Source organism: Pseudomonas citronellolis (assembly GCF_029335315.1).
In the GTDB taxonomy this organism is placed as follows: domain Bacteria; phylum Pseudomonadota; class Gammaproteobacteria; order Pseudomonadales; family Pseudomonadaceae; genus Pseudomonas; species Pseudomonas citronellolis_A.
Genome location: NZ_JARJLT010000282.1, coordinates 1 through 3,548, shown reverse-complemented (window position 1 = coordinate 3,548; position 3,548 = coordinate 1). Strand labels below are relative to the sequence as shown.

At 55.6% G+C, this 3,548-nt stretch carries 3 protein-coding genes and 1 pseudogene; 1 reads left to right on the top strand and 3 read right to left on the bottom strand.

The features are described from left to right. Nucleotides 1-947: pseudogene (locus P3W75_RS21225) on the bottom strand (hemagglutinin repeat-containing protein); the annotation flags it as partial. Between P3W75_RS21225 and P3W75_RS21220 the strand changes: the two are divergent. Next, nucleotides 948-1,109: a hypothetical protein gene (locus P3W75_RS21220; protein WP_276229282.1), complete on the top strand. Its 162-nt coding sequence runs from the start codon at nucleotides 948-950 to the stop codon at nucleotides 1,107-1,109. It begins immediately after the preceding pseudogene. 145 nt (nucleotides 1,110-1,254) lie between these two features. Here the strand turns inward: P3W75_RS21220 and P3W75_RS21215 are convergent, their stop codons facing one another. Together P3W75_RS21215 and P3W75_RS21210 are read right to left on the bottom strand one after the other, a co-directional pair. Then, complete coding sequence (locus tag P3W75_RS21215; RefSeq protein WP_276229281.1) at nucleotides 1,255-2,127, bottom strand: PoNe immunity protein domain-containing protein; 873 nt, start codon at nucleotides 2,125-2,127, stop codon at nucleotides 1,255-1,257. After that, nucleotides 2,124-3,548 (bottom strand): hypothetical protein (locus P3W75_RS21210; RefSeq protein WP_276229280.1); only part of this gene is annotated, 1,425 nt, incomplete at its 5' end. The genes P3W75_RS21210 and P3W75_RS21215, both read right to left, overlap by 4 nt.

Here is a 3,548-nt window from a genome sequence, read left to right as displayed (position 1 = left end):
GTGGCCGCCGCAATGGCGTATCCCTTCAGGCTGTCCGAACTAGTGGCGTATTTCAGACCCTGACCAAGATCCCCACCGTTGTTGATCGTGCCGATGGCAAGATTGCTCGCCATCGCGCCGTAGACAGGCCCTAGGTAAGCAGCTGCGATAATTGAAATCGCTAACGCAGGAGCAGCGCCGAGCCCCGAGCTGCTGTACTTCCAACTGTCATGGATTTCCTTGACCCGATTCCAGTCCACATCTCCCCGCCCCTCGGCGTCCTTCAGCCAGGCCAGGTTCGGGTCGGCCTGGACCATGGCGTCGATGGTCTGGCTGACGTTCTTGCGGTCGATCTGTTTCAGGTCGATGTTCAGGCCGTCGACGGCGCGGATGGCCAGTTCGCCCTGGGCCACCAGTTGGCTCTGGCGCAGGGTTTCGTCGGTCTGGCCCTTGCCCTTGGCCGATTGCCAGGCGAGGTTGCTGCTGCTTTTCTCGTGGCTTTCCTGGTGCAGGTCCTTGACCGCTTCGAAGGTCACCGCGCCGCCGCTGACGAGAGCGATGTCGTGGCCGCTTTCGAGCGTGGCGCCCTGGTATTTCTGGTCGCCGCCGCTGAGCAGGGTGAGGTCGCTGCCGGCGCTGATCTGGCTGCCGATGGCCTTCACATCGGTGACTTCGTCGCGCTGGGTCTTCTTGCTGCCGAAGCTGCCTTTGCTCTTCTTGTCGTAGAGGCTGTAGTCGCTGTCGTAGTCCGCCAGCAGTTCCAGTTTGTCGCCGGCGACCAGGTAGGCCTCGTTGCCCGCGCCGATCTTGCTGGCCTTGAGGGTGAGGTTCTCCCCGGCGCTGACGGTGACGTCGCCGCCGGCAGTCAGCGTGCTGGACTGCTGCTCGACGTGGTCTTGCTGGGCGGTGATTTTCTTGGTCTTGCTGTAGCTGTGGCTCTCGTTGGCCGCTGAGGCCAAGGTCACATCGTGAACGCCGCATTGCGCGTGACGTCAAGGCTGCTGGCTGGCTTCGATCAAGCCGTGGCAGTTGCTCAGGGCGCCGCGCAGGCTGAAGTCGATGGCCCGCGCGCCGGCCTGGCCGCCGTCGTAGAGCAGCTCACCGGTAGAACAATGTTAATTGTTGACTAATTTTTAAAGAATGACCGAGGTTTGAAATTTAACAATCAGGACAACAACTCGGCTACTGGAGTAATTAGCAGTCAGCAGTTCATACCTGAAACACACCAATAGATTGGAGTTATGGAATAGGCTTGTGGGACTCAGAATTCTTTTCCTATTTTCCCAGCAGTCTTGCCCACCAGTTTCTTTTCATCTCAGCGCGTAGTGGGTGGGTAGAAGGTCCATCGGGACGCAACAGGTCGCCAGGATAGTATTCATGCCCCAGACACAAGGTATCATCAATTCCAAAGGCCTTCACCGCCGCAACCGCTTCGATACACCAGCGTCCGAAATAGCTACCTTTTTCTAATGGATGCTTATCTGGGTCACCATAAACGTACCAGTAGGGTTCAACCGTTGGAGCCTTGCGATTTCTAGGTGCCGGCCGTTTGAGCTCCGCATACCAGTGATCGACAAAATCTCGTAACAGGCTAGCCTGCTCTTCTCGCGGGGCGTCGATGGTCTTGAGCAAGCGCATATAAGGTTTCGTATGTAGTAATTTCGCCCCGATCCGCCGCGCAGGCTGACGACTGGCGATGATACGATCTAGCAGTATGTCCTCACCTTCACCATCTATCAGCGCGAGCAAACGTTGCCATTGCGTATCAGAAATTTCCAAAGAGAGCGCTAACCCTACGAGCCAGAAACACCAGTTGTAATGATTGAGGTTGGCAAGGCTGAAGTCCCAATCTCGGCACGTCTCTAGGCCGTGCTCTTGGCACACCTCGCGCGCTAATTGACTGGAAAGATCCCAAGCATCCAGTAGCCCAAGGAAATGCTTCGAAAGGTCTTCGACACAGTCGCCACGAGAGTAACGACGGAGAAGAAGCCGGAGCGACTCGATTGAAATATCCCATACAAATTGAGGTCTATATATAGGATTTCCTGAAGGCAGATGAGTTTGCTCCAAATCTTTAAATATATTCTCCTCACTGAAGTCAATCCACTTTTCCCAGTACTCTGCATTTCCCATTGAAGCCCGAATCATGATTTTCCACCCAGCTGACTAGGTTTTGGTGTAAGGATTTTCGAGGCATCCACTGACTTAGGCCTGCCTTGCGCATCAAGAACCTGGACCTCAGTAGCACCATCTGCACGAGTTGCAACAACCCATGTCTCTGTACGACCAGAATCTATAGAGCGCCTTATACTTGGTGCCATCTCTTCGCCAACTGCTTTCTCCAATCGCCCTCTTCCTACAGTCCAGCTCAAGCTTCCTTGTTTTCCATCAGACGTGCCCCCAAGTGCTTGAGCTCCACTTTTCCCATCAGTCCCCACGAACTTATATTCAATAACCACATAGTCCACATCCGGCCGATTGACCTTGTACAAGTCATCGATTCCGGTCTCACCAATACCTGGCATACGCGCCAGTTTCTCACCGTCCGGAATGATCTGCTTGACGGTGTTCTCGCCGAAAAGCTCGCCCATCAAACCCTTCTGCTGAGTCGTCAGTTGCTTGAGATCGAGGATAGGCACACCATCCGAGCCAATCATGCCACCGGTCTTGAGCAGCGTTTGTTCGGCTACATCATCAAGGAGGCTATCTAGCTTCCTGGCTACCGCTTCGGCCGCTTTTCCTGCCAAGGCGTCGCCAACCTGACCGACGGCCTTCGCCCCGGAAACTGCCGTGAATACGCGAATGGCCAGTAAAGCTTGCTGGGCGCTCTCGACATCCAGCCCATAGATGGCATTGAGTTTCGCCGAGATATCGGCATCGAATGCTGTCGCCGCTCCTTCTCCGATCGCCTTGCCGCTCTCCTTGAAGCTGTCGACAACGCTTTGTCCTAGCGATGTGACGCCATCCCACAAGCCGTCCAGAACCACATCAGGGTGTTCTCTCGCCGCCTTGGCAAGGTCAAGGGCTTCATCCTTGGCTGCGATTCCAGAATCCTTCAGTTCTTTGATCAGCCCTGTGCTCAGCTCTCGGCTAACACCGCTTTGGACAAACTGCTTGTAAAACGCGGAGTCCGCCGTATCGGCGAACATCTCCGGCCGGAATAGCTGCTGCCCCGTAGCAGTGAACAGCGCTTGCTTTTCACCCAGATCATTTACAAAGGTCACGCCGGAGCCCGCCAAGAACGACTGCGCCGCGTTGTCATCACCATCACTCAGCAATGAACGCCAGAGGTAGTCGGTGTCCTTCAGCGCCTGCTGACTCAGACGCTCCATGGCTTCCTGCTCTGTAATGCCCTCGTTCTCAGCGAAACGCTTGGCGTTATCGCGTAACCAACGCTCTTCGTCAGCGTGAAGTTGCCGGTTGTACGCCGTGGCGTTCTTGGCGATTTCTGCACCTTTGCTGACATCCCCATTTACTGCGGCGGCGGCCAGGACGCCCGTGAGTTGCGACGCCATCAACTCAAGATTGTTGTTGCCGCCCACCATGTTGCTCAAGACATTGATCAGAGC

Coding starts and splice junctions, on each gene's coding strand:
- P3W75_RS21215 (WP_276229281.1), bottom strand. CDS start 2,127: ATGATTCGGGCTTCAATGGGAAATGCAGAGTACTGGGAAAAGTGGATT.